Origin of the sequence: Vibrio sp. 10N.261.46.A3 (assembly GCF_041472995.1) — a bacterium.
GTDB classification, from domain to species: Bacteria; Pseudomonadota; Gammaproteobacteria; order Enterobacterales; family Vibrionaceae; genus Vibrio; species Vibrio coralliirubri.
In genome coordinates this window covers 26,430-45,960 of record NZ_JBFRRH010000127.1, presented here as the reverse complement: position 1 = coordinate 45,960, position 19,531 = coordinate 26,430, and the positions used below count along the sequence as shown (strand labels likewise).

Genomic DNA, 19,531 nt, shown 5'->3' with positions numbered 1-19,531 from the left:
TGACCCATTGTCTTACTTAATGCTTACACGCCAACGGTTACCCACCAAGTGTTAAAATGGTCATTATTTGCCCCATAGACTCACATTTGAGTCTTCAGCTTGTGAGCCAAATGCAACTATGTGTCATTAATCTTTGTTATAACGTTGTTCAAACTATTTTTTGAAGGACGGAACATGCAAAAAATAATTCTGATCACAGGGGCCACGGATGGCATCGGTTTAGAGACCGCAAAAGCACTAACGCAGCAAGGGCACCATGTTCTGATTCATGGCCGCAACCCAGTTAAGGTCAATAAAGTCGTGACCGCTTTGTCTCGCCTGTCTAAGAATGCAATCATCGAAAGCTACATCGCAGACCTATCGACGCTCTCTGAAGTTGAGGCGCTCGCAACCCAAATCAAAAGCGATCACAAACGACTCGATATACTCATTAACAACGCAGGTGTGTATAAGGTGTCGGACATCACCACTCCAGACAATCTTGATGTGCGTTTTGTCGTAAACACCATTGCGCCGTATCTACTGACACAAAAGCTGCTTCCTCTTTTTGATGCGACAGGTCGTATCGTCAACCTATCTTCAGCAGCCCAAGCACCCGTAGATTTAGATGCATTGATTAGCCCGAATGCGGGGGAACTTGATGGTCCGGTTTACGCACAAAGTAAGCTCGCGCTAACGATGTGGTCCATCGAATTAGCCAATACTCTTTTAGACAAAGGCACTGCAATTATCCCTGTAAACCCAGCCTCTTTCCTTGGCAGTAAACTGGTGAAAGATGCTTATGGCGTTGATGGAAACGATCTGGCGATTGGAGCCGATATTCTTTGTCGTGCTGCGCTCAGTGATGAGTTTGCCAACGCTTCCGGTAAATATTTTGATAATGATTCTGGGTTGTTCAAAGACCCACACGCCGACGCATTAGACAACACCAAGAACCACAAGCTGGTGACCGTGCTTGATCAATTGCTCGAAGAAAAGCTGTGCGTTGCGCACTGATCATTCATTAGTAAAAATACCACTAACACTTCCCCCCCCCCCCACACACACAATCCAAGCCGCAGTTCTATCCATACAGACAAAGAACTGCGCACTCTTTCGATTATTAAAATTTCTTTAATACTGATTCCCCGCTTTGCCCAATTATCACCCAAGATGCAGATTGCTAAACTTGCTCTCGTCGAAACAACACAGGCTACGGCCGAGGAGCATTTATGCGTTTTGAAGGTAAAGTTTATCGTCCTTGGATGGAAGCAGAGAGCGTACTCATCCAGACAACATTGGGGTGCAGTAACAACCAATGTACCTTCTGCACGATGTTTGATGATAAGCGTTTCAAAGTAAGAGACATCAAAGACATCTTTGAAGATATTGATGCAGCGAGAAAGATCTACCCGCATGTAGAGTCTATCTTTTTAGTCGATGGTAACGTGATGGCGATTAGAACCGAGATGCTGATTTCGATTCTGGATTACATCAAAATCACCTTCCCAGAGATCAAGAATATTTCTCTGTATTCAGGGTTCAATGACTTCCGTCGTAAGAGCTTGTCTGAATTAAAAGAGATTAAGTCGGCAGGTTTAAGCATGGCCTATTCAGGCTTGGAGTCCGGTGACCCAATTGTGCTTGAACGTATTCAAAAGCGCATGACGCGTGAGCATGCAATTGAAGGTATGAACCTAGCCCGTGAAGCAGACATCAAGGTGCTGGCTTCTTTCATCTTTGGTCTTGGCGGCAAAGAGCGTTCTGTCGAGCATGCGATTAATACCACCAGCTTACTGAACATCATGCAGCCGGATGCGATTGCACCAATGGCTTTAGCCGTTCAACCGGGATCGGTGTTGGAAAAAGAAGTAAACCGTGGCGAGTTTGTTTTACCAACGCCATTGCAGATTCTGGAAGAAGAAAAATACTTACTCGAAAACCTAGAAGATTTCGATTGCTACTACTGGGGCGACCACGGCAATAACATCTCACCAATGCGTGGCATGTTGCCTCAGGCTCGCAAGCCGTTTCTTGATAAGATCAATCAAGACATCGCTCACAACCCAATCACTAAGCAAAACGTCATTAAAACCTTTGCTTGGTAATAGCTCGATTTAATTCGTAAACAGTAAACGTAAACAGACCAAACGACAGGCGTTGCAGCTCCAAATTATGGAATAATCAAAGTCCAGCAGCGCCTAACGTATATCTTACTTTTTCAGATTCACAGCCCTACCTAAGCCAAAGCCGCTAACAACAAGTCAGTACTCGCTTCAACGTGAGCTGTAATCTCTTGTTCTGTGGGTGCAGGCATTCCCATCAACACACCCTCTCTGACACTCATCACCATACCAAGCCACAGCTTAATTTTGGTTTGTGGTTCTTCAATATCGAATCGCTCGTTGAAAAACTGAGCAAGCACTCGATCGGTATCATCTGGGCCAACGTCCATACAGCGACTGACCAATTCTGGAGACTTGCTGCCTTCTGCTATCAACAGCTTAAAGGTCGCAATATGCTCGCTCGAAAGGTGAAACAAAACGAAGTCTTTTGCGAAGCCCAATAGCGCTTGTCGAGTATCGGCGTGTTGCAAATGCACCACCAACTTATCGTCTGTCTGGCTACCCATTTGTCTTAACGTCGCTTCAAACAACACATCTTTAGAAGAGAAGTAACGATAAAGCGTTTGCTTGGTCATTTTCGCTTCACTAGCGACTCGGTCCATGCTGGTTTGCACATAGCCTTCCGCGAGGAATATCTCCTTCGCCGCTTTTAAAATCGCGAGTCGTTTCTTCTCTTTGTTCTGCTCAATCTTGCTCATTACTTCATCCACCCCAAAACAGAGATCATACTTTAAAGTATGATTTGTATTGACTCAACCAATTTTTAAAATCATACTCACCAGTATGATTTATTGATAACAAATAATTGGATAGAGAAATGACGACAATGAACCTCCCTAAAACTGAAGCAAGAAGCACACGAACCCTCGGCTTTACCCTCGCGATCGCAGGTGCCGTATTAATGAGTATTGATCCCATCTTCATTCGTTATGCCGGTGTCAGCGGATTCGATACTGCCTTTCTGTTCGGCTTATTCAGCGCAATCTCGATGCCGATTTTGCTTAAGTTCAACGACAAACGTGGAATCCGAAAAGCAGTCGTACAGAGCGGTTGGCCATTGTTGGCAGCGGGTATTCTTATGCTCGGCAGTGCCTCAGGCTTGGTGTTCAGCATTAAGATGACCTCGATTGCCAATACCTTTGTGATCCTCAGTGCGGCCCCTGCTGTTGCGGCTATTTTCAGCTGGTTGATCTTGAAAGAAGCCACTAGTCGATCGACTTTGGTTGCCATTGTTGCGGTGATGATTGGTATTACGATTGTCGTTTCGGGTTCGTTTTCTTCAGGTAATTGGATGGGTGATGCTTTAGCGGTATTCGCAGTGATCTGTTTATCTATGATGTTTACCTTGCTGCGTAAATATCAAGACGTCAGCCGATTGGCGAGTGTGGGCCTAGGTGGTTTGTTGCTAGCGGTTGTGATGTTTTTCTTCGCAACTCCATCAAGCTACAGCGTTGAAACGTGGTTAATCATGGGCATGATGGGCTTGTTTACGGCTCCTGTCGGCAGAGTGTTATCTATGGTCGCAACGCGCCACATTACCGCGCCAGAGGTATCAATGACTCTGATGTTGGAAACTGTGTTAGCACCAGTTTGGGCGTTTATCTTCTTCACTGAGATCCCACCAATGACCAGTATTATCGGCGGTGTGGTGATCTTGATTACGATCTTCATCTACACCTTAGTGACCATGAAAAACGATGACAAATAAATCGATTAATAAAGAGACTAATAGGAGCTAAATATGGCTGCAGAACTGAAATTTATTGGCCGAATTACCACGCCTTATCACTCGGTTTCGGAGTGTCCGAATAACATCCAACCGGACAACGGTCCGATCTGTGAAATCATCTTAGATGACGTTTATCAGCAAGGCTTACTGGGCTTAAACACTGGCGACCACATCCTGATTCTCTATTGGCTAGAAGGCGCTAACCGAGATGAATTGGTACAAAGCAGGAATGACGAAACGCCGACCAGAGGCACCTTCGCACTGCGCTCACCGCACAGACCAAACCCAATTGGTGCCGCCGTGCTACCGATTGAAAAAGTCGAGAATGGCACCGTAACCGTGAGAGGCTTAGATTGCTTGAACAACACACCACTGTTGGATATCAAGCCGGCGATCTATAGAGAGAAAGGATAAGCGAGAAGTTGGCCTTCCTAAACCAAAAGCGAGCTGTGCGTTAACGAAAGGAAGACATTACGCATACTTGATGAAAGCTTGGCTTAACCTCTGAAAGAGTGAATCTACGTTGGGAAGGCTCGTCAAATGCGCGGACAAGGGAGTATGAACCTGCGCATCGACCACGGTTGGATTCCCGCAAACTTGATTATAAAAACTCACTGGCGCAACGATGTTTTCTAAGTCGACATCTAACAAGATACAAGCTTGCGAAAGTACGATTTGGCCGCCCCCTTGTTTAAGCAATACACGTTGCGCAGTACCCACTATTTTTTGTTTATTGATATTGAGGTTGTAGTCACCATCACAATAAGAACCGGGAGTCGCGTGTACATCCACATCGATGCCCAGTTCTTTAAAAAACAGGGTTAATACATCACATAAATGTAGATACGCTTTTTGGATGTTGTAGGCTTCATCACGAGGCCAATGGTAAATGTGCGATAAGTTAATGATCCCCGGCAGTTGGGGAACGGGAGCGCCACCTGTTTTACGTGAGGTGAGTTGCCAACCTTGTGCCGCGAGTTGTTTTCTAGACTCTACGGTCACTGGCCACTTTTTACCTGCGGGCAAAACGAGTGTTGGCGTTTTTGCTTGCCACAGCATTAAGGCTTGTCCAATCTCACCCGCCTGAATTTGCTGCAATAATTCAGCTTCTTTTTCAAACGCACGATCAACATCAATGTGCGGGTAACGTACGAGTTTATTCGTTAACTTCAATGCACTTTCCTCTACAGATGGTGGTGACCTACCATTTTACGTTCTGGAATGGTTGATTATAGATAGCACTATATGGGATAGAAACAGCACCAAAATTTAGTTATTGGTGCCATAGTAGCTTGTCAGTTGCCCATCTCAAAGGTGAGTGCTAACATTTGTACACACACCAATGAAGGAATACATCATGGACACTAGAATTCAATTTCGTGTTGATGAAGAAACAAAACGCCTAGCTCAACAGATGGCTGAGAGCCAAGGTCGCACACTGAGTGGTGCTTGCCGTGAGCTTACTGAGCAACTCGCTGAGCAACAAAGACAGACATTATCTCACGATGCATGGCTAACTGAACAAGTAAACCTAGCATTTGAGAAGTTTGACTCAGGAGAATCCGTTTTCGTTGAACACCAAACTGCTAAATCTCGAATGGAAGAACGCAAAGCCAGAATCCGTAACCGAGGTAAGCAATGATTTTATGGGAAGAAGAATCACTCAATGATCGTGAAAGGATCTTTGAGTTTATCTATGACTTCAACCCTGATGCGGCAGAGAACGCTGACAACCTCATTGAAACAAAAGTAGAAAACTTGCTTGAGCAGCCTCTTATGGGTGTACAGAGAGACGGCATTCGTGGACGATTACTTATAATTCCTGAGATTTCAATGATCGTCTCCTATTGGATCGAAGGCGACATTATCCGAATTATGCGCGTATTCCACCAGAAGCAAAAGTTCCCTATGGATTGATTACTTCCTCTGGGCAACTAACGCCAAGCATTGAATGAATGTGTGCCATGTCTGAGCGAAGCGAGTTCGGCACGTGTTTACAGAATCACTCTTGAGCAATTTGTTATATTTACAAGTGAAGTTGAAGAAAGAGAAGTAGAGTGGGTAGCTTTATGACAAAGGGTGACTTTCATCACCCTTGCCAAAGGTTATACCGTTAACAGCAACACCAAAGCGAATGCTCTAGTAATTGCCGCAATATCGATTGAAACCATTATGTTTCGGGTCTTTACAGTAAACATACAATTCGTTGCCTGATAACTCCCGAGCCGGCTCAGGAAATAATTCCTGATTTTTCGTGGCTGGCCACCACGCGCAGAAAGAGGTTTGCAATCTCTAACGACGATTATTTTGTTGTCAGTTGCAATGACAACAGCAGCGTGTGCAACCATTAATTCTAATATCTATATCGTAAGACAGACGAGCGACCACAGATCGCTATTAGACTTAATGCACCCCTATCACACAAGGGCGCAACCCTTGTGTGAGTACTTTAATTCTCTTTTAATTTAGTAGCTTAGTCAAACAATTAAAGTGATTGTAAACATAAAATCTTAGTATCGTGCGAGCACAAACCCTTTCGCTAAACATATCAAAAAGATTGCCTATAACCAACTGAGTGATATATAGAAAACTTTAAACTTTAAGTGTGAAATTGTTCACGCACACATTACCTCCTACGAAAGGCTCATTATCAATCTGAACTTCCCATTGAGTTATCTATTTATTAACTCTCTAAAAGTGGTTGATCGTTCTATTCATGCTAAACCATAGTTAAAACCCGCTGTTGTTTAAGCCATGATTCATTCTGGGCAACACAGTATTGATAACTTCTGTCTAACAAGGTTGTCTGATATGGTGGCGGCAGAACTTCAGCAATTGTTTAGATAGTATTGAATATGAAAACACTAACCATACTTGATGGCGGCATGGGCCGAGAACTCAAAGAAATTGGCGCACCATTTTCTCAACCGCTTTGGAGTGCTCAAGCGCTGATTGAAGCACCCGAATTTGTCAGCCAAGCACATCAAAACTTTGTCGATGCCGGTGCTGAAATCCTGATCACTAACAGCTACGCCTGTGTACCTTTTCATTTGGGTGAAGAGCTGTTTGAGCAACGAGGTTTTGAACTAGCCGCACTGTCTGGTGAGTTGGCTAAAGCAGTTGCAGACAATGCTTCTCACACCGTGAAAGTGGCGGGCGCGATTCCACCGCCATTTGGCAGCTACCGACCAGACTTGTTTAAGGTAGAAGAAGCGGCGCCAATCATCCAAACCCTTTACGATGCCCAAGATCCAAACATCGATCTTTGGATAGCGGAAACCATCTGTAGTCTGCAAGAATTCGAATCCATTCATGCGGTTCTTAAGCAGTCAGATAAACCTTGTTATTACGCATTCAGTTTGGAAGACACCAAGGGCGATTCTGCCAATATTCGTTCAGGCGAGAGCGTAACAGACGCGATCAAACTTGCCTGCCAATCAAACGCGACAGGCATTATGTTTAACTGCTCAGTGCCTGAAGTGATGGACCAAGCCATTATCGATGCCAAGAAAGTGATCGATGAGCTAGGCAGTAATTTAGAAATTGGTGTCTACGCCAATAACTTTGCGCCTATCAGCAACGAACATGAAGCGAATGATATGTTTCAGGAGATGCGTGAACTGGATGGCCAAGGTTACTTAGCTTACGCAAAACGCTGGCACGCACTTGGCGCGAATATCCTCGGTGGCTGTTGTGGCATTGGGCCAAAACACATTCAAGCCCTAGCCGATTGGAAACACTCAATACAGAGCTAATCCTGAGCTTCAACTAGAATAAAATAAATAGAGAACAGGTTGAGAAATCTGTTCTCTATTTGTATGTGGCGTCTCTGAGTACACTGATACAAAACAACGATTTGGAGTAACTGATGAGCGACACGCAACGCAAAATTAAATGGGGCATCGCAGGGCTAGGCAATATAGCTAATCGATTCGCAACCGCAGTCACAGAGCACTGTTTACATGGTGAGCTGTATGCCGTTGCTGCTAGAGACCATACACGCGCAGTCACGTTCGCCAACAAGTTTGGTTGCGACAAGGCTTATGGCTCTTATGAAGAGATGGCAAGTGACCCCAGTGTTGAAGCGGTTTACATCGCTACGGTTCACCCATACCACCAGCCACTCGCTGAACTGTTTCTGAAGAATAACAAGCACGTATTGGTCGAGAAGCCGGCTTTTACCAACCTTGCTGACTGGCTTAAGATGAAAGCCCTTGCCAAGCAAAATGGCGTGATGCTGTTAGAAGCGATGAAAACCGTGGTGTTTCCCGCGTATCGTGAACTCCAATCATTCTTGGTAGACAACAACATTCAGATAGATTCAATCGAAGCCAGCTTTGGCAACCAGCACGACTATGAGCCCGATTTGTTTATCTTTAATCCGGATTTGTCAGGCGGAGCAACGCTCGATGTTGGGGTCTATGGGCTTTGGTTCTTTTACGATCTGTGCCGAACGCTGGATGTAAACCCTTCAAAACCTCAGGTAGAGATGTCGTGTCTTTATCAAGGGGCAAATGTTGATACCAATGCATGCTTTACATTCTCTGGTGATATAAGCGGTAAGATATCGGCATCAACAGTGCAAAACCTTCCCCGAACAGCACATTTAAGTGGACCCGAAACCAAAATCACCATTCACGAAAAATGGTGGAATCCAGCTTTTATTGAGATTGAACATCAAGGCCAAAAGTCGACCATCAACTACCGTGTGAAAGGGAATGGGTTCGAGTTTGAAATCGACCATTTTTCAGAGTTAGTCCTTCAAGGCAAAACTGAATCGAATATCCTAAGCTCAGAGATAACCTCTCGAGTTCTCGACACGATGGAAAACGCACTGATTGACTCTGGCTATCCACATTTAACTCAACCTCGTCGTTAGGAAAAGCACATTGGGCAACCTTAAGCGCAAGCTTGAACTGTATGAAAAGATATTTCAGGCTTTTGGGCCTGGTGTATCACATTGTCAGGTCAACCAACTGGCCACACTGCTGCACGTGAGTGAACGTCACGTTCAGACCTTACTCAAAGCGATGACAGCACAAGGCTGGATTGAGTGGCAAGCTAGCTCAGGCCGCAGCAAGAAGGCACAGCTGACGTGTCTGGTTGAGCCCATTGAGGCGTGTTACCGATACGCACAAACCCAAGCTGACGCAGGCAACATAGAACAGGTCTTTAGCACCTTGAGCTTCAATGGCCGCAATGCTGGCGCTGAGTTGCAAGCCTTTCTAAGTAATACCAATCCGTCGGCGCAGAATATCGCGTACATCCCCTTTCACCGAGAACTCGAGGCTCTTCACCCTCAACGCGTGCTTAGACGCACCGAACGTTTCTTAGTTATGCAAGTTTGCCAACGCCTAACCTCCGTTAAGCACGGCAAACTCAGCGGGGATCTGGCTTATCATTGGCAGCCTAATCAAGATGCGACACAGTGGCACTTTCAGATTCGCAATGGTGTTCACTTTCATAACGGAAGAACACTCGAACCTCAAGACATAGCACGCAACCTTAGCTCGCTCTGCCAAAGCAAAATATGGCGTCGCTGTTATCAGCATATTGATGAGGTCTCTGTCTCGGCAGGCAATGTGGTTGTCGTGAAATTGAATCAACCTGATTGGCATTTACCGCGCTTACTTGCTAGGGCTGAAGCCTCCGTATTTGATCACTCATCACCGACTGACAGGCTGATTGGATCTGGCGCGTTCTCATTAGACATATTCTCAAGCAAGATGTTGAGATTGAGCCGTAATAGCGCCTATTCACACAGCACGCCGATTCTCAATCGAGTCGAGTTGTGGGTCTACCCGGAATGGGCACAGAGTAAAGCCTGCGCTCAAAATCAGGTGTGCGTGAAACTGCCCGAAAAGACGACCACCGTGCGTAACGATGACCATGCTTCTCAACCGAGTTTCGGCTCAACCTTCTTCAAGATTCAAAGCCCGATGTTGTCGAAAACCGTTCGTGAATTCACTGTTGAAGACACCTCTGAATGCCAAACCCTTTTCGAGCAATTATCAGTATCCGGCGACAACAAAACCAGCGTGGAATATGGGCACTACCTAGCTAACTACCTAACTACCAAAGACGTCGCGTTGTGCAGCATTATTGATGAGAACGACACCTTCACTGCGTGGTTAAGCTTTTTCACTCGCTTCCCATTTGAGGACTTAACTTTGTCTGCTGAGATGCTAGAGAAAATCGAACACGGCTTAGCCTCAATAACAAACCAACCCAACTTTGAGTTAGCGATGAATGCACTGTTGGAACTCAAGCATTGGTTGCATGAATCTGGGGTTGTGGTTGAGCTCAAGCAAGAGGCGTTCAATTTGGAGGTTTCAGAAAAGATACACGGATCGCAAGTGAATGGTTTCGGTTGGTGTGAGCTCGATAAGTTGTGGATTAGCCATTTGTAAATCTAGTCGTGTTCAAAATAAGTCATTAGGCACAGAGACTTATCTTTAACACTCCCCTGCCAATAGCAAAGAAATGGGGTGCTAATGTACTCTCGAAGTGAGACTCAACAAATATAAGCACAAACTAAATAGACCCAATAAGAAGGTAAACCATGACTCGACACCTAACAGGCTCATTACTGTTTCTTTGCGCACTCTCTTTTAACAGCATGGCAAGCACCCAATGCGACGCGCTAACTGGCTGTGAAAAGAAGTTCTGTGAGATCGAATATCAGATAAAGAAAGCGGAACAGTACGACAATCAGTACAAGGTGGAGCGATTAACAAAAGCGTTGAAAGCCGCGAAAGAGAACTGCACTAATGAAGGTTTGAAGGATGATCTCCGCGAGAAGATTGAATCCAATGAACAAGATTTAGCTGAATACCAAGCCGACTTAGAAGAAGCAAAAAGAGATGAAAGAGCGGATAAAATTCGAAAGTATGAGGGTAAGATCGAAAAGGAACTGCGTAAAATCGATAAATTAAAGCAAGAACTGGCTAAGATCCCTTAATCGATAATTGAAACAAAAATGGTCTTACTGCTTAGTAAGACCATTTAGAAAATACCGCTTTATGACGACTTCAGAATCAACCTAGCCAACGCCAGCCGTTATTATCCCACCAGTGCCAATTCAGACTCTTTATAGATACGGTTTGCCACTTTGTATGCCGCAGGCGACGTTAGCGTATCTTTGCATCTACGCTTAAATTGCTCGACTTCAACCGTTTGTTCTTCCAATAAATAGTACAACTCACTCAAGTAGTTAGCTTCAAAGACAGCTTGACCAAGTGGCGTACATTCGTATCGGCTAGACTCTTGGTAGCCAATTGCGGTCAACACAGATTCTGGCAGCTCCCAGAACTTAGCAATAGTGTAAGTCAGGCGAATAGAGTAGCTGTTCATCAGGCGCTTCAATGCTAACGAGTTAGGTGGAACAGAAGGATCAACATGCTTGAAGGCTTCTACCATCATCTGGAAAATGATCATCTTGCCTAAGTTTCGAATCAACCCAACAAAGTACGCCGCCGTTTGATCCTCTTGAGATGAAGAGTCTTTCATCAACTCCTTAGAAAACGACGCGGTTTGAACACTGTGATTCCAAATTTTCTCACCGAAGTGACGCCAGTAAATATTGTTCCCCGGCGTGAAGTTCTTCATGTAGCTATTCACCACCCCTTCAACAAGCCCTTGAGAACCCATATTTAGGAATGCTGTTTTTAGGTCGGTAACCTGTTTTTCATTGCGTTTGTAAAAGGCGCTATTTGCCAACTTAATCACATCGGCAGCCATACTCGGCTCACGCTCAATCACTCTTAACAGTGCATCGACATCAAACTCATCGCTCTGTAATTCTGTCATTAATGTGGTCACAGAGGCTGGCATCACTGGCAATTCATTGAGCAAGGCTTTTGGAGAGCGAATCAAACGTTCGATCTGACAAGCGACAAAATCACTAAATGGGTCTGACTCCGTTCGAAGACGAGACTCTCCAAACAAATAATCAAGGAACTCACCATCGTGAAGGCTAAGCGTCTTATCGACGATTAATGATGATGGCTGAGCTGACGACGGCGGAACAAAGATTGAAGACTGAACAGAATCAGTAGCAACGGTTTGTTGTTGCTCTTGTTGGACAGGCTCTGCAGAGGGTTTGTTTTTTGAATCAACAAAAGGTGAGAATAGTGCCTGCAATACCCTTTTAAACATCAATACGGCTCCTAGATGATTATCAAACAGTTCGGGATATATAACGGCGGTGATTATCGCACAGTTAATTCATAAACCACACAATGACAAATGAATCATTAATTTCTCAGCTGTATAGGATCTGTTACTCAACGGGCTGCGAGACTAAACCCGCCTGTATTCGCCAGAAACAAAAAGAGCGAACACATAATGCTTGCTCGCTCTTACATAGATTAGACGTGTAACTGTCTAGAGTTAGCTCTGGGCTACTTCCAACACGATCTTACCAACGTGTTTTTTCTTTAAGAACTCATCTTGCGCTTTATGGATATCGGCTAGCGGATAAGACTCTGCAACGATAGCGCCAATCTGCTGTTTCTCGATACGGTTGATTAGATTCTGGAAGACCTGTGGTTCTAAAACCGTACAACCAAAAAAGCTGAGATCTTTGAGATACAAAGTGCGAACATCAAGCTCAACCATCGCACCGCCAATCGCGCCAGATACGGCATAACGACCGTGTGGTTTGAGCACTTCAAGGAATTCCGGCCATTTGTCACCAGCGACTAAGTCGATAACCACATTCACACTGCTTTCGCCTAGCGCTTTAACCAAACCCGCATCACGGGCAATCACTTCATCAGCGCCAAGTTCAAGTAACTGTTGGTTCTTGCTTGGGCTAGTGATGGCAATAACATACGCGCCGCGAGCTTTTGCTAGCTGAATAGCCGCAGAGCCCACACCGCCCGATGCGCCAGAGATAAGCACGCGATCAGCTTCAGCTACATTGGCACGCGTCAGCATGTTTTCTGCGGTTGAGTAAGAGCATGGGAAAGACGCCAGCTCGACATCCGACATAGTGCTGTTCACCGCGTAAGCATGTTTTGCTGCTACTTTGGTGTATTCAGCGAAACCACCATCGCATTCAGATCCGAAATACCATGGCTGTGGTAGATCTTGTCCATAAACCTCAGTCAAACAAGGCTCAATCAGAACACGTTCGCCAATACGTTCAGCCGAAACTTCGTTACCAACGGCTACGATGAAACCGCACACATCCGCTCCTTGGATGCGAGGGAATTTCAACGCTTCGCCAGACCAACTGGCATCGTCTGAATCATCACTTTTTGCATACCAACCGATTCGCGTGTTGATGTCGGTATTATTAACGCCTGCAGCCATGACTTTGATCAGCACTTCATTAGGCTCGATTTGAGGAACAGCGATATCTTCGCGGTAGCCAAGCATTTCTGCTCCACCGTGTCCTAGCATCTCTGCGCCTTTCATTGTTTTCGGTAGTTCGAAATTCATACTGTTTCCTTGAGTAATTTTGTCACCATATTCTGTGCCGATGCCACTGCTTCTTCGCCCAATACAGGCCACGCGCTTGATACGCCTTCATGAAGTAAAAACAGCGGTGTCGCGAGATCCTCCCGCAGGCTCTGCTTGCCTATTAGCAAACGTACTTGTTCTTTGTGCTGTGTAACCGCTTGGCTGATAAGCTCATTATCGGGAAACGCGGCCATCGCATTCATCGACATACACCCGTGCGGCGCATATTCTTCTAACCATTGTTGAAGCTTGTTGAAGATATGAGTAACCGATGCGAGCCCCTTTTCAGGCGACGTTTCCAACAAGAAATCTAGGTAACGTTGGTGTCGATATTCCAAGGCACCAACGATCATCGCTTCTTTTGAAGGGAAGTGTTTATACAAGGTTCTTAGGCTTACATCGCACGCCGTTTTCAGCTGTGCAACGCTCGGCTCAGCAAAACCTTGTTGGCTAAACGCCACCTCTAAGCTTGCTGCAATCTGTTCTCTCAACATAGTGCTCTCTTAATACCGAATACCAATCGTAGTAAATAACTGTGATTGGCATAACAATTGGTAGAATGATTGTTCTACTTACAGGGTAGAACGATCACTCTACCTCTGTCAATATCCAAATTTACAAACCAAGAAATGATAAATTCCGCGCCAAACAGGACACGGAATTTATCAATACAGATGAGAGACTTAGCGTTTAAGCTGGAGTCGACTGCGTATCGTCACCAACACAGATAACGCGCCACACAGTACTAACACCACCCCTAAATCTTGAATCATTCCCGCTAAAGCGAGCCCTGAACCGATCAAGGTGTAATACATCAAACCAAACAGTGCGCCTGCACTTCCCGCTTGAGATTGGTAGCTAACTAATGCGCGACTCAACACATTGGGGATCGCAATACCAAACGCCATGACCACCAGCATCATCGGAAGTAAAAACCATATTGAGTGTTGTGAAAAATAGACACCCACCGCACCTAATATTTGAAGCCCTGCTGCGATACCAATCAAAGACATTGAAGACACCTGTCGCTTCAATAATGTCTTGTTTACCAAGCTTCCTAACAGAGTCCCGAACCCAAGCACAATGCCGCTGTAGCCAAACTGCTCAACGTTAAATCCAAGTTGAATGAAGGCAAATGAACCCAATTGATAATAGGAAAACAGCGCAATATTGAACGACGCGACCAGTAACGCAGACATCCATATATCGCTATCTTTGACCATGTGAATACTGAGTGACTTTAACTGCAATGGCTGCCTAGATTGTTGCGTTTCAGGCAATGACCATAAGCTATGTGCCAACAGCGCTAACACCATAATAAACAAGGCAATAAACACATATTGATGCCCGCCCGCTTGGCTTAATTGGCCGCCAAGAAGCAGCCCGATGATTGGGCTAATCGACAGCCCCATCCCCATGTAACCAAACACTTTAGCCAGTTCAGTACCGCTGAAAGCATCTCGCAGCATGGTTTGTGTCACCACCGAGCCCACGGCAAGCCCGAAAGCGCCCATGGCTCTGGCTATCATCAACCAAACAAAGCTATTGGTTTGCATAGCAATAAGTGCTGAACAGGCGAATAACCCCATGCCCAATAACATGGTTGGTCGGCGCCCCCATTTGTCTGCCAAAATGCCCCATACCACAACACCGAGCGCAAACGCTGAGAAGTAGATCGAGAGGGTTTGCGCCGCTTGTGCGTAACTCACCTCAAAGGATTTCGATATTGAATCCAGAGTCGGGCTATAAATGGTTTCTGCGATTTGAGGGAACATCAGCAATAGCACCATTTGCCATAAAGAAGGTTTTATTTTCATCATTTTTCCAAGACCAGTGAACTTGACGAGGAGTCTAGGGGAAACTAACCTTGGCTCGTTAACAACATTAAAACCAAAAACAACAAGATTAGGACAAATGGCATTAATCAACGAAACCATTGAGTTTGATGCAGACAGCTTGCCTGCGCCCGTAATAGGGATTGCGGCAGAGCTCGGTCAGCATGACTCAGGAATACATCACCACGTAAAAGGACAGTTGCTGTATGCTCCGCAGGGTTGCATCACCTTAACCTTAGAAAACGCCATTTGTATTTTGCCGCCGACCAAAGCCGTGTGGATCCCGCCTTATACCAAGCATCGAGCGCAGATGACCAATGTGGTTGCTTATCGGTCGCTCTATTTTGATAGCAGTATTTTCACCTGCCCAGAAGCGATTGAAATTGTGGAAGTGAATGAGCTTTTAAAAGCCCTAATCAATAAGATGGCTTTCTGGGATTGGGACGTTGCCCGCGAGCAAACCACCAATACCGCCAACCTATTTTGGGAAGAGTTTTACAGCGCTAACCAACACTCGTTTATCTTGCCACTACCGACAGATCGCCGCTTTAAAAGCTTTTGCAAACGAGTCCGAACCGCTTCCTTTCTTGCCCCAGCCCTCTCGACATTAGCGAACTCAGTTGGTGCAAGTACCAAGACGATTACTCGATTATTCAAAGCCGAAACAGGCATGACTTATCAAGAGTGGCGACAGCAATGGCGCTTGTTTAAAGCGATTGAACTGCTCTCAGAAAACCGACAAGTCGGTGATGTGGCTCATCTGCTAGAGTTCTCGTCCAACAGTGCGTTTATCGCTTTTTTCAAACAGCAAACCGGACAAACTCCGTTGGCGTTTACCAAGTTAGGGGCGTGATTGTAGTAATCCAAACTCTTAGGTTTTACTTAGCTCAGATACAAAAAAACCAGAACATGAGTTCTGGTTTTTAAAAGTATTTTAAAGCTAGATGCCGTCGTTACTTAGTGTAGAAAGCGCGTTTCAATGCCATCTCTAAACCACGAACTTCAGCCAAACCTTTCAATCGACCAATCGCCGAATAACCTGGGTTAGTGGTTTTCTTAAGGTCATCCAGCATTTGATGACCGTGATCCGGACGCATTGGAATTAAGCGGTGATCGCCCACTTCTGCACGACGATTTTCTTCATCCAAAATGGCCATCACAACGTTGTACATGTCCACATCACCATCTAGGTGCGCTGCTTCATGGAATGTCATTGGGTTGCTCTCTTCACGCTTAGTTGAACGCAGGTGCGTAAAGTAAATTCGGTCACCGTGCTTTTTGATCATATTAACCAGATCATTGTCGCCACGAACACCGTATGAACCCGTACACATCGTCAAGCCATTCATTTTGCTCGGTACATGCTCGGTCAACCAATCAATGTCTTCGATCGTTGAAACGATGCGAGGCAAGCCTAGAATCGGACGCGGTGGATCGTCTGGGTGAACCGCCATCTTCAAGCCATTCGCATCACAGATAGGCATCAGCTCAGCGAGGAAGTAAGACATGTGCTCACGTAGCTTGTCTTTGTCGATTCCCGCATAGCGATCCAGCTGTGCTTGAAACGCTTCCAGTGTGTAACCTTCTTCAGCGCCTGGCAGGCCAGCGATGATGTTATTAGTCAGTTGCTGAATTTGCTCTGGCGTCATGTTGTTGAAGTAATCCAACGCTTGCGCTTGCTCTGATTCTGAATAGTCCGATTCTGCACCTGGGCGCTTCAAGATATGCAGCTCAAATGCCGCAAACGCGATTTGGTCAAAGCGCAGTGCGCGAGAACCATCAGGCATTTCAAATTCTAAATCGGTACGCGTCCAGTCCAACACTGGCATGAAGTTATAACAAACCGTATCGATGCCACACTCAGCAAGGTTAGACAGAGTTTGCTTATAGTTATCAATCCACTGCTGGTAGTTGCCAGTTTGAGTTTTGATCTCTTCGTGCACAGGCACGCTTTCTACAACCGACCACGTTAAACCTTTCTCTTCGATAATGGCTTTACGCTTAAGGATTTCTTCTTTTGTCCAAACTTCACCATTTGGAATATGGTGCAGTGCATTCACAATACCAGTTGCGCCCGCTTGACGAATATCGTCTAGCGAAACTTGATCATTAGGGCCGTACCAACGCCACGTTTGTTCCATGAGACTTACCTTTCTTTAAGACGCACTTAGCCGGCTCGAATTAATCAAGCTAAATGCAATAACGACTTCTTAATGGCAGCAATGACAATTACTGCCCGAGATAGCACCGGTCTACGCCGGTCTAAAGACGATTACCTATCTACAACCTAGTGAATGAATCAGCTTTCAAGAGGAGCCTTGTCGCTGAATTCAACATTAGCTTCAGAACTAGCTTTCTGAGCTAAGCAGCACCACTGGGTTGGAGCTAAATAAGTAACCATCAAAGTTTGGGTCATCAATGTCTGACAGCGCTAACAAACGCTGTTTAACATTCTCAAGGTGTTGCCACATTGCGTTCTTAGCAGCGACAGGGTCTTTGCGCTGTAAGGCGGCGAGGATACGAGCGTGATCATCTAACCATTCTTCACGGTAATCTTGACCACTGATGTGAGAGTGGAGTTTATTCCACATTGGACTCTTTTCGCGTCGCTCCCAGGATTGTTTCAACATATCTACCAGCACAGAGTTTTGAGTTGCCTCTGCAATACACATGTGAAATCTTTCATCTCCGCTGCAATCGGTGGTGCCGCTTGCAAGCTCTTCGCGCTCGAGTTCGAGTGCTGAGCGCATCTTAATGATGTCGCCCGGAGTGACCTGAGTTGCCGCAAACTCCGCGATATTACTTTCTAGTAATTGGCGGGCCTGCAGCATCTCGAATGGACCAGCGTCATCGCTGACCACATTCTCGCGAGAATGAGTTGGAATGTTCAGGACATAAACACCCGACCCTTTTTTCACCTCAACTAAGTTTTCAAGCTCCAGCATGATGATCGCTTCACGCACCACAGTGCGGCTTACATCTAGACGATCAGCAATATCGCGTTCTGGAGGCAACCTATCTCCGACCTTATACAGGCCTTCAATCAGTTCTTTTCTTAGTACTAACCCTATCTCCTGATAAGGTCTTTTCGGCTCGAAAGGCATCATGATGATATTGTCACTTCTTTCCATTGTATTTCTCTCGCCATCATAATGACCAAATATAATTGGTCAACCTCTATATCTTAAAATGCAGTAACACCTTGTTTTTGTATTACTCTTTTTTCTATGTTTGCTCGTTATTCAACAGCCTGAATACGGTCAATCAATGCGCTCAATTCTGGGTCAGCTTTATCTAGCGCGTCGTACATAGGTTGAACCGCTAGTGCGAACGCAGCTTTGTCTGGTTCCACAAAAGTAACGCCCATTTTCTCGGCTTTAGCACGCTCTTTTGCTTCCGATTCAGCCCACAATTTTTTCATCAATTCAGATGAATCACTTGCCGCCTTCATTAGCGCATCTTGTTGTTCTGTAGTCAGTTTATCGTATGCTTTGGTTGAGATAACCAACACATCCGGAACCATCGTGTGCTCATCTAAACTGAAGTATTTAGACACTTCACTGTGACGGCTCAAGCTGAAAGAAGGAATGTTATTTTCAGCCGCATCTACGACGCCTTGCTGCAGTGCTGTGTACAACTCACCGTAAGCTAGTGGCGTTGGGTTACCGCCTAACGCTTTCACCATCGCAATTGCTGATGGGCTTGGTTGAACACGAACTTTCAAACCTTTCAGATCTTCTGGTGTGTTAATTGGCTTATTGGTATAGAAGCTACGCGCACCAGCGTCGTAGTAAGTCACACCAATAAAGCCGCTATCACGAGAAGAGTTAAGAATGTCACGGCCGACTTCACCATCGGTCACACTGTAGTAGTGCGCTTGATCGCGGAATAAGTAAGGCATGTTGAATGATGAATAAGCAGGAGAAAAAGCTTCTAGCTCAGCAGCATTACTTTTCACCATATCTAAAGCGCCGTTCTGCATCAGCTCCATAGATTCACGCTGTGTACCCAATTGAGCATCAGGGTAAATACGAATACGCACCTCACCGTCAGTCAATTCACGTACTTCTTTCGCCATAAACGTCATCGCTTCATGTACTGCATGGTCACGAGGGTGGTTATGGCTCAGTTTCAATGTTGTCGCTGCATAAGCAGAAGCTGTTGCTCCAAAAGTGAAAGCAGCACCGACAACCGCACTAATCAAAGTTTTACGTGTCATCATTCTTATTCTCCGTGGATTGGTTATCCAAAATGTAGGGTGTTTTTTGTTATGGGCTCATATTGGGGCTCAAAAAAGGAACCGTCAAAGCTGAATTTAAAATTGATTGACCAATATCACAATAAAAACCCATAAATTGGTCAACCAAAATCATTTGTGAAGTTGCTCACGCCAA

The 19,531-nt window shown here is 45.4% G+C and carries 20 protein-coding genes; 11 read left to right on the top strand and 9 right to left on the bottom strand.

Going from position 1 to position 19,531, the window contains the following annotated elements; all coding sequences use genetic code 11:
- The first annotated feature begins 174 nt into the window (after positions 1–174).
- Both AB4484_RS24220 and AB4484_RS24215 read left to right on the top strand, forming a co-directional pair.
- Positions 175–996: an SDR family NAD(P)-dependent oxidoreductase gene (locus AB4484_RS24220; RefSeq protein ID WP_372080763.1), complete on the top strand. Its 822-nt coding sequence runs from the start codon at positions 175–177 to the stop codon at positions 994–996.
- A gap of 215 nt (positions 997–1,211) precedes the next feature.
- Complete coding sequence (locus AB4484_RS24215; RefSeq protein ID WP_017087617.1) at positions 1,212–2,087, top strand: radical SAM protein; 876 nt, start codon at positions 1,212–1,214, stop codon at positions 2,085–2,087.
- Positions 2,088–2,218: 131 nt separating this feature from the next.
- On the opposite strand, the gene AB4484_RS24210 is transcribed toward AB4484_RS24215, so the two are convergent.
- The gene (locus tag AB4484_RS24210; RefSeq protein ID WP_372080761.1) at positions 2,219–2,803 is read right to left on the bottom strand and encodes a TetR/AcrR family transcriptional regulator; all 585 of its coding nucleotides are present in this window, start codon (positions 2,801–2,803) and stop codon (positions 2,219–2,221) included.
- Between the two features lie 119 nt (positions 2,804–2,922).
- Between AB4484_RS24210 and AB4484_RS24205 the strand changes: the two genes are divergently transcribed.
- Both AB4484_RS24205 and tsaA read left to right on the top strand, forming a co-directional pair.
- Entirely contained in the window at positions 2,923–3,813 is an 891-nt protein-coding gene (locus AB4484_RS24205; protein WP_372080759.1) for a DMT family transporter, read from the top strand.
- Between the two features lie 33 nt (positions 3,814–3,846).
- Positions 3,847–4,248: a tRNA (N6-threonylcarbamoyladenosine(37)-N6)-methyltransferase TrmO gene (gene tsaA, locus AB4484_RS24200; RefSeq protein ID WP_372080757.1), complete on the top strand. Its 402-nt coding sequence runs from the start codon at positions 3,847–3,849 to the stop codon at positions 4,246–4,248.
- Between the two features lie 57 nt (positions 4,249–4,305).
- Here tsaA and AB4484_RS24195 read toward each other — a convergent pair whose 3' ends face one another.
- Complete coding sequence (locus AB4484_RS24195) at positions 4,306–5,007, bottom strand: biotin/lipoate A/B protein ligase family protein (RefSeq protein WP_372080755.1); 702 nt, start codon at positions 5,005–5,007, stop codon at positions 4,306–4,308.
- Between the two features lie 184 nt (positions 5,008–5,191).
- Between AB4484_RS24195 and AB4484_RS24190 the strand changes: the two genes are divergently transcribed.
- The 6 genes from AB4484_RS24190 (at position 5,192) to AB4484_RS24165 (ending at position 10,795) form a co-directional block, all read left to right on the top strand.
- On the top strand, positions 5,192–5,476 hold the full coding sequence (locus AB4484_RS24190) for a hypothetical protein (protein ID WP_017059448.1): 285 nt from the start codon (positions 5,192–5,194) through the stop codon (positions 5,474–5,476).
- Positions 5,473–5,751, top strand: a complete 279-nt coding sequence (locus tag AB4484_RS24185) for a type II toxin-antitoxin system RelE/ParE family toxin (RefSeq protein ID WP_372080753.1) — start codon at positions 5,473–5,475, stop codon at positions 5,749–5,751. Before AB4484_RS24190 ends, AB4484_RS24185 begins: the two co-directional genes overlap by 4 nt.
- 938 nt (positions 5,752–6,689) lie before the next feature.
- Positions 6,690–7,589, top strand: a complete 900-nt coding sequence (locus AB4484_RS24180) for a homocysteine S-methyltransferase family protein (RefSeq protein ID WP_372080752.1) — start codon at positions 6,690–6,692, stop codon at positions 7,587–7,589.
- A 113-nt stretch (positions 7,590–7,702) separates the two neighbouring features.
- The gene (locus AB4484_RS24175; protein WP_372080750.1) at positions 7,703–8,713 is read left to right on the top strand and encodes a Gfo/Idh/MocA family protein; all 1,011 of its coding nucleotides are present in this window, start codon (positions 7,703–7,705) and stop codon (positions 8,711–8,713) included.
- Between the two features lie 10 nt (positions 8,714–8,723).
- Positions 8,724–10,244 (top strand): SgrR family transcriptional regulator, encoded by a 1,521-nt coding sequence (locus tag AB4484_RS24170; RefSeq protein ID WP_372080748.1) that lies wholly within the window; start codon positions 8,724–8,726, stop codon positions 10,242–10,244.
- A 152-nt stretch (positions 10,245–10,396) separates the two neighbouring features.
- Positions 10,397–10,795 (top strand): DUF1090 domain-containing protein, encoded by a 399-nt coding sequence (locus tag AB4484_RS24165; RefSeq protein WP_248365885.1) that lies wholly within the window; start codon positions 10,397–10,399, stop codon positions 10,793–10,795.
- A gap of 101 nt (positions 10,796–10,896) precedes the next feature.
- Here the strand turns inward: AB4484_RS24165 and AB4484_RS24160 are convergent, their stop codons facing one another.
- The 4 genes from AB4484_RS24160 to AB4484_RS24145 all read right to left on the bottom strand — a co-directional run bounded on the left by AB4484_RS24160 (position 10,897) and on the right by AB4484_RS24145 (position 15,119).
- Positions 10,897–11,991 (bottom strand): HDOD domain-containing protein, encoded by a 1,095-nt coding sequence (locus AB4484_RS24160; RefSeq protein WP_372080746.1) that lies wholly within the window; start codon positions 11,989–11,991, stop codon positions 10,897–10,899.
- A gap of 234 nt (positions 11,992–12,225) precedes the next feature.
- Complete coding sequence (locus AB4484_RS24155) at positions 12,226–13,281, bottom strand: alcohol dehydrogenase family protein (protein ID WP_372080744.1); 1,056 nt, start codon at positions 13,279–13,281, stop codon at positions 12,226–12,228.
- Positions 13,278–13,796 carry a TetR/AcrR family transcriptional regulator gene (locus tag AB4484_RS24150; RefSeq protein WP_017061096.1) on the bottom strand — a complete coding sequence of 173 codons (519 nt, stop codon included), beginning with the start codon at positions 13,794–13,796 and terminating at the stop codon, positions 13,278–13,280. Before AB4484_RS24150 ends, AB4484_RS24155 begins: the two co-directional genes overlap by 4 nt.
- Before the next feature lie 189 nt (positions 13,797–13,985).
- Positions 13,986–15,119 carry a multidrug effflux MFS transporter gene (locus AB4484_RS24145; protein ID WP_372080742.1) on the bottom strand — a complete coding sequence of 378 codons (1,134 nt, stop codon included), beginning with the start codon at positions 15,117–15,119 and terminating at the stop codon, positions 13,986–13,988.
- A gap of 97 nt (positions 15,120–15,216) precedes the next feature.
- Between AB4484_RS24145 and AB4484_RS24140 the strand changes: the two genes are divergently transcribed.
- Positions 15,217–15,990, top strand: a complete 774-nt coding sequence (locus tag AB4484_RS24140; protein ID WP_372080740.1) for a helix-turn-helix domain-containing protein — start codon at positions 15,217–15,219, stop codon at positions 15,988–15,990.
- Between the two features lie 100 nt (positions 15,991–16,090).
- Here the strand turns inward: AB4484_RS24140 and uxuA are convergent, their stop codons facing one another.
- The 3 genes from uxuA to AB4484_RS24125 form a co-directional block, all read right to left on the bottom strand.
- Positions 16,091–17,278 (bottom strand): mannonate dehydratase, encoded by a 1,188-nt coding sequence (uxuA, locus tag AB4484_RS24135; RefSeq protein WP_017068145.1) that lies wholly within the window; start codon positions 17,276–17,278, stop codon positions 16,091–16,093.
- 207 nt (positions 17,279–17,485) lie between these two features.
- The gene (locus tag AB4484_RS24130; RefSeq protein WP_048610343.1) at positions 17,486–18,268 is read right to left on the bottom strand and encodes an FCD domain-containing protein; all 783 of its coding nucleotides are present in this window, start codon (positions 18,266–18,268) and stop codon (positions 17,486–17,488) included.
- A 107-nt stretch (positions 18,269–18,375) separates the two neighbouring features.
- Entirely contained in the window at positions 18,376–19,359 is a 984-nt protein-coding gene (locus AB4484_RS24125; RefSeq protein ID WP_048610341.1) for a TRAP transporter substrate-binding protein, read from the bottom strand.
- Positions 19,360–19,531: the final 172 nt, after the last annotated feature.

What these genes read in the sequence shown, in the direction of transcription:
- AB4484_RS24165 (WP_248365885.1), top strand. Translation starts at nt 10,397, where the DNA reads ATGACTCGACACCTAACAGGCTCATTACTGTTTCTTTGCGCACTCTCT.
- AB4484_RS24220 (WP_372080763.1), top strand. Translation starts at nt 175, where the DNA reads ATGCAAAAAATAATTCTGATCACAGGGGCCACGGATGGCATCGGTTTA.
- tsaA (WP_372080757.1), top strand. Translation starts at nt 3,847, where the DNA reads ATGGCTGCAGAACTGAAATTTATTGGCCGAATTACCACGCCTTATCAC.
- AB4484_RS24155 (WP_372080744.1), bottom strand. Translation starts at nt 13,281, where the DNA reads ATGAATTTCGAACTACCGAAAACAATGAAAGGCGCAGAGATGCTAGGA.
- AB4484_RS24210 (WP_372080761.1), bottom strand. Translation starts at nt 2,803, where the DNA reads ATGAGCAAGATTGAGCAGAACAAAGAGAAGAAACGACTCGCGATTTTA.
- AB4484_RS24160 (WP_372080746.1), bottom strand. Translation starts at nt 11,991, where the DNA reads ATGTTTAAAAGGGTATTGCAGGCACTATTCTCACCTTTTGTTGATTCA.
- AB4484_RS24180 (WP_372080752.1), top strand. Translation starts at nt 6,690, where the DNA reads ATGAAAACACTAACCATACTTGATGGCGGCATGGGCCGAGAACTCAAA.
- uxuA (WP_017068145.1), bottom strand. Translation starts at nt 17,278, where the DNA reads ATGGAACAAACGTGGCGTTGGTACGGCCCTAATGATCAAGTTTCGCTA.
- AB4484_RS24205 (WP_372080759.1), top strand. Translation starts at nt 2,923, where the DNA reads ATGACGACAATGAACCTCCCTAAAACTGAAGCAAGAAGCACACGAACC.
- AB4484_RS24175 (WP_372080750.1), top strand. Translation starts at nt 7,703, where the DNA reads ATGAGCGACACGCAACGCAAAATTAAATGGGGCATCGCAGGGCTAGGC.
- AB4484_RS24215 (WP_017087617.1), top strand. Translation starts at nt 1,212, where the DNA reads ATGCGTTTTGAAGGTAAAGTTTATCGTCCTTGGATGGAAGCAGAGAGC.
- AB4484_RS24140 (WP_372080740.1), top strand. Translation starts at nt 15,217, where the DNA reads ATGGCATTAATCAACGAAACCATTGAGTTTGATGCAGACAGCTTGCCT.
- AB4484_RS24145 (WP_372080742.1), bottom strand. Translation starts at nt 15,119, where the DNA reads ATGAAAATAAAACCTTCTTTATGGCAAATGGTGCTATTGCTGATGTTC.
- AB4484_RS24130 (WP_048610343.1), bottom strand. Translation starts at nt 18,268, where the DNA reads ATGGAAAGAAGTGACAATATCATCATGATGCCTTTCGAGCCGAAAAGA.
- AB4484_RS24125 (WP_048610341.1), bottom strand. Translation starts at nt 19,359, where the DNA reads ATGATGACACGTAAAACTTTGATTAGTGCGGTTGTCGGTGCTGCTTTC.
- AB4484_RS24190 (WP_017059448.1), top strand. Translation starts at nt 5,192, where the DNA reads ATGGACACTAGAATTCAATTTCGTGTTGATGAAGAAACAAAACGCCTA.
- AB4484_RS24150 (WP_017061096.1), bottom strand. Translation starts at nt 13,796, where the DNA reads ATGTTGAGAGAACAGATTGCAGCAAGCTTAGAGGTGGCGTTTAGCCAA.
- AB4484_RS24185 (WP_372080753.1), top strand. Translation starts at nt 5,473, where the DNA reads ATGATTTTATGGGAAGAAGAATCACTCAATGATCGTGAAAGGATCTTT.